General features: G+C 55.5%; 1 rRNA gene. It reads left to right on the top strand.

The features are described from left to right. Window positions 1-264: ribosomal RNA gene (locus AC6CHV_RS26420) — 16S ribosomal RNA — on the top strand; the annotation flags it as partial. Window positions 265-274: the final 10 nt, after the last annotated feature.

The raw sequence follows: 274 nt of genomic DNA, 5'->3' as shown, positions 1-274 counted from the left end.
AATCCCATAAAACCATTCTCAGTTCGGATTGCAGGCTGCAACTCGCCTGCATGAAGCCGGAATCGCTAGTAATCGCGGATCAGCATGCCGCGGTGAATACGTTCCCGGGCCTTGTACACACCGCCCGTCACACCACGAGAGTTTGTAACACCCGAAGTCGGTGGGGTAACCGCAAGGAGCCAGCCGCCTAAGGTGGGACAGATGATTGGGGTGAAGTCGTAACAAGGTAGCCGTATCGGAAGGTGCGGCTGGATCACCTCCTTTCTAAGGAAAC

It is taken from the genome of Ferdinandcohnia sp. GQ5 (assembly GCF_059759275.1).
This window is presented reverse-complemented; position numbering and strand designations above follow the sequence as displayed.